The 4,208-nt window shown below is 45.2% G+C and carries 3 protein-coding genes; all 3 read right to left on the bottom strand.

Translation table 11 applies throughout. The annotated features are described in order from the left end of the window. Positions 1–270: 270 nt before the first annotated feature. Positions 271–933 carry a hypothetical protein gene (locus B5E62_RS16525; protein ID WP_334293351.1) on the bottom strand — a complete coding sequence of 221 codons (663 nt, stop codon included), beginning with the start codon at positions 931–933 and terminating at the stop codon, positions 271–273. 393 nt (positions 934–1,326) lie between these two features. Then, positions 1,327–2,247, bottom strand: coding sequence for a hypothetical protein (locus B5E62_RS16520; protein WP_087175603.1), 921 nt, complete (start codon positions 2,245–2,247; stop codon positions 1,327–1,329). An 801-nt stretch (positions 2,248–3,048) separates the two neighbouring features. After that, positions 3,049–3,756 carry a hypothetical protein gene (locus B5E62_RS16515; protein ID WP_087175602.1) on the bottom strand — a complete coding sequence of 236 codons (708 nt, stop codon included), beginning with the start codon at positions 3,754–3,756 and terminating at the stop codon, positions 3,049–3,051. Positions 3,757–4,208 lie beyond the last annotated feature (452 nt).

The raw sequence follows: 4,208 nt of genomic DNA, 5'->3' as shown, positions 1-4,208 counted from the left end.
AGTTTAGCTAATTATAGCAGAAAACAGGAGATTTCGCTTAAAAATTTCCTATAAAATCTGCAAAATATAAAGTATGGTGGAATTTACCCCCGCACTGGAATTTAAAATTTCAATTTAGCTGAATTTTACCCCCCATTCCGCCCACAAAAAAACGCCGCCAGGCGCACCACCGATAAAAAACCGCGGGGCAGAGTCGCAAAATCACAAACTCCGTCCCGCGGCTTTACTCCAGAAGCTCCTTTTGCCTGTCTGTCTTCCCTCTTCCCAGGCCTATTCCCGCTCCTGTCTTATATGCCTCGCCTGATCATACACATATATGCTCATCCTCTTTGCCTCCGCTCGATATTTCCTTAAAAACTCTTCAAGGATCCCCTCCCGGATACATTCCGTGATGGTGCGCTCCACCGCCTCTTCTATGGGCATCTTTGCGGCATACCTTCTTATGGAGGCTGTGTACTCTGCATAGTCCGCCAGGGTCTTGCACGCCCGAAAAAGCTCCGGATTGTGGCCCGCGTTGATGTTCAGCATCACCGCCTCCAGCTCCAGCTTATACTCTTCTTCCTCCACCTCGTACAGATCCGACAGCTTCAGTATCCGCCTGTCAGGCTGTTTCTCCTCTCCGTTGTAGAAGATAATAAACTGGGGCGGCGGAAGCATCACCTTTTTCCTTCCGTACAGGTTTTCGTTTTTCGTCAGGTCCGCGTACAGATCTGCCAGATACAAAAGCATCCGCAGCGGAAGGTTGGGGCTGTAGGTGGACTGATGCTCGTACAGGGAGAGCCGGGAGTCGATCACAAAGGACAGGTCATTTTTGATGGCCATGTAGATGGCGTTCTCCAGCGTGTTGACGCTCAGCGCCCCGGGATCCTTATACTGTTTTCCACTTACCGCATTATAGAGTCCCAGCAGCTCCTTCTTGTCGCTGAACAGCATGGTAAAAAGCGAAGATTTGTAGTTCCGGTCAGGAACGGGATACACCTTCTTTTCCCCGCCTTGCTTCTTCCGGTTCTGTTTCTTTTGTTTTCTGCTCATAGGTACCTCCTTTTTCAAAAATCGCAGGAGGCAGCCTGTAAAGACGAAAACATAAGCTCCAAAACATAATCTCCAGGAAACCTCTCTGCTTTGTCGATGGGGATAAAAAGCATTGAGATTTCTTTTAGATCTTCTTATCAGAATTGCAGACACGGCAGACGCCGCAAAAGAAAAAAACTGCCGGAAATGTAATGCTTTGTAATTATAGTAGCACATATTCCCGACAGTTTCCATAAGTTTTTTCGTTCTTAATAAAATTTTATCTGATCATTCATCTGTCATCCTCAGCCAGCTCTACACATTCCGGGCCCTTTCCACTTCCTCCTCCGTGGCCCCGGTGAGCCGTTTGATCTCTTCCAGGCTGGTGCCGCCCTCCAGCATCCGGCGGACTATGGACAGCCGCTCCTGTTCCATGCCTTCCTGTTTGCCTGTCTGTCTTCCCTCTTCCCAGGCCTCTTCCCGCTCCTGTCTTATATGTCTCGCCTGATCATACTCGTATATGCTCATCCTCTTTGCCTCCGCTCGATATTTCCTCAAAAATTCCTCAAGGATCCCCTCCCGGATACATTCCGTGATCGTTCGCTCCACCGCCTCTTCTATGGGCATCTCCGCGGCATACCTTCTTATGCGGGCTGTGTACCGGGCATAGTCCGCCAGGGTCTTGCACGCCCTCATAAACTCCGGATTGTGGCCCGCGTTGATGTTCAGCATCACCGCCTCCAGCTCCAGCTTATGCTCCTCTTCCTCCACCTCGTACAAGTCGGACAGCTTCAGTATCCGCCTGTCAGGCTGTTTCTCTTCCCCGTTGTAGAAGATGATAAACTGGGGCGGCGGAAGCATTACCTTTTTCCTTCCGTACAGGTTTTCGTTTTTCGTCAGGTCCGCGTAAAGGTCTGCCAGATACAAAAGCATCCGCAGCGGAAGATTAGGGCTGTAGGTGGACTGGTGCTCATACAGGGAGAGCCGGGAGTCGATCACAAAGGACAGGTCATTTTTGATGTCCATGTAGATGGCGTTCTCCAGCGTATTGACGCTCAGCGCCCCGGGATCCTTATACTGTTTTCCACTTACCGCATTATAGAGTCCCAGCAGCTCTTTCCTGTCGCTGAACACCATGGTAAAAAGCGAAGATTTGTAGTTCCGGTCAGGAACCGGATACACCTTCTTTTCCCCGTCTTGCTTCTTCCGGTTCTGCTTCTTCTGTTTTCTGCTCATAGGTACCTCCTTTTTCAAGAATCGCAGGAGGCAGCCTGTAAAAACAAAAACATAAGCTTCAGAACATTGCTTTCAGGAAACCTCTCTGCTTTGTTGATGGGAATAAAAAGCATCGAGATTTCTTTTAGATCTTCTTATCAGACTTGCAGACACGGCAGACGCCACAAAAGAAAAAAACTGCCAGAAATATAATGCTTTGCAACTATAGTAGCACATATTCCTGACAGTTTCCATAAGATTTTATTAATAACGTTCCTTTTAAAGCCCCAGCGCCGGAAGGCTCCAAGCCACCACCGCTTTATCCAGGCCGCAGGGAGAAGCCACCGCCGACTCTCCACAGCAGGCATGATCTTCAGCATATTATCCGCAGACGGAAACAGATAATCCAAAAAAGACGGAGCCCAAAGGCTTATCTACGTCCTTTCCCCCTGTTTTCATATCCCCTACCGTCCGGGACAGACCGCTTCCTACTGAACAGGCAAATAGACAGACGCAATATACTGCTCCCGCATTTTCTTTATTCGCTCTGACTCACATTCCCGAAAGGTTTCCGCTTCTGAGCTGATCATGTAACAGAGAATTGGCTGCAGACCGTAGATCTCACATAGATGGAGAAGGTCGGTCAGTCCGTCTGACATATTCTCTGCTTTGATTTATTTTTTCGCCCACGAGAAACTTCTGCAAAAGCTGAAACGATTTGTCCGCCGCAGCATTGCTGACGGAGGATATGGTATTGGTATCTTTCATTTTGTTATTCACCACTTCTTATCAGAAAAAACAGTTGATCTCACTCTTCCTTGTCTACACTGCCTCTTCAGCCGACTCATCCCGTTTCTGCTCCGCTATCATAAGCTGATATTTGACATCGTATAATATGAATAACACTTGTTTCTTGGCAAAAGTACAAAGGCTAAAAAGGCTATAAAGCAAGAGTATAAAAACACATATCAGCGGCAATAGAACTGTCGCCAGGTCTATAATAAAAGTCAGGCCGAATTCCTCAAACAGCACTGTCCTTTCAACAATCTCTTTGATCTCATTTGCTTCACTTATGCTCATCAAAATATCTATGTTTTTAACGAACCAATTGAAGCCAATCGTGATAAGCAAAACGATAAATGTACCCGCAATCCCAACAAACCAGGCCGCAAAGGTTCTGATCTGCCTGATATAGTCCTTAATCTCATCAATCAGGCAGTCAGCCAGAGAAATAGTTATACCGGTTTTACTAATCAAATAATCAACAGTCTGAGCCCTTTGATCTGTATATCTGCGTCCGGCACAAATGAATTTCGCCCTTATTATTGATACAAGAATCAAAAGCAACAGAATCCAAATTCCATTCCCTTCTCCACGCCGACTGTGTGTAGCATCCAGAATGTCTTTTAAAGACATCACTGAAAGCACAAACATAAACACACAAGCGTATCTTTCTATTTTTTCAGCCACTCCGAAATAGCTAAAATTATCGAGTATCTGCTTTTTTACACTTTTGTAATATTCGCTCAATGTATATTCGTACTCCTAGGAAATCATTAATTTGTTATATCACTTTGAAAGGCTGCCAAATGGATCTACAATCGCTTTGAAAGGCCAGGCAATCCGCTTGCGCCTAATATTTCTAATGTCTTCGCAAAACAATTGATTATGTATTATATATTATCATATAATGCAGGAATTTTCGATTTATAATTTATACATGATGATACCATAATTTCAAAGACTATAACAATGAACTCTCATAAATATTACAACATTTACTCTTTGCTCATACTTTGTGCCTAACAAAATAATCAACAGATGGCACTCGCCTTTTCTTTTTCTGCAGTCTCGCAATCATCCTTTGAACACCCGGACACCGCATTTCGTTTGTTCGCGTCTGTATCAATCTCTTATTAATTCCTACATAACTTTTCATATCCAGCACAAACAAACATTTTAACGGATAATTAGCAGTTATC

Source organism: Lachnoclostridium sp. An118 (assembly GCF_002160985.1).
In the GTDB taxonomy this organism is placed as follows: Bacteria; Bacillota; Clostridia; order Lachnospirales; family Lachnospiraceae; genus Claveliimonas; species Claveliimonas stercoravium.
The sequence above is the reverse complement of the archived record's forward strand: the minus strand, read 5'-3'. Positions and strand labels throughout refer to the sequence as shown.

Coding starts and splice junctions, on each gene's coding strand:
- B5E62_RS16520 (WP_087175603.1), bottom strand. CDS start 2,247: ATGAGCAGAAAACAGAAGAAGCAGAACCGGAAGAAGCAAGACGGGGAA.
- B5E62_RS16525 (WP_334293351.1), bottom strand. CDS start 933: ATGCTGTTCAGCGACAAGAAGGAGCTGCTGGGACTCTATAATGCGGTA.